1 pseudogene is annotated in these 227 nt (G+C 58.6%); it reads right to left on the bottom strand.

What is annotated here, in order from left to right:
* Positions 1–88: 88 nt before the first annotated feature.
* Positions 89–227 (bottom strand): annotated as a pseudogene (locus tag AF337_RS45215) (LysR family transcriptional regulator); the annotation flags it as partial.

Below are 227 nucleotides of genomic sequence, written 5' to 3'. Positions count from 1 at the left end.
ATGTCGATCGGCGTCGGTCATGACAAGACTTCTCTCCTGAACGCGAACATATTCCGGATGCAATGACGCACCGGCCTCGGTCTGAATGTCAGGTCCTGCCGACTTCATCCACCAGCCAGGTGCTGAGCCTCTCGCTATGAATATTTGCCGATCGCGGCGGTATCAGCCAGTAACCGCGGTCGCGTGCCTCGAGCGGCGGCCCGGCTTCCACCAGCATATGTTTAGAG

The organism is Rhizobium ecuadorense, from assembly GCF_001187535.1.
Lineage (GTDB): Bacteria > Pseudomonadota > Alphaproteobacteria > Rhizobiales > Rhizobiaceae > Rhizobium > Rhizobium ecuadorense.
Note: the sequence above shows the minus strand (reverse complement) of the source record. Positions and strands in the feature narration are given on the sequence as shown.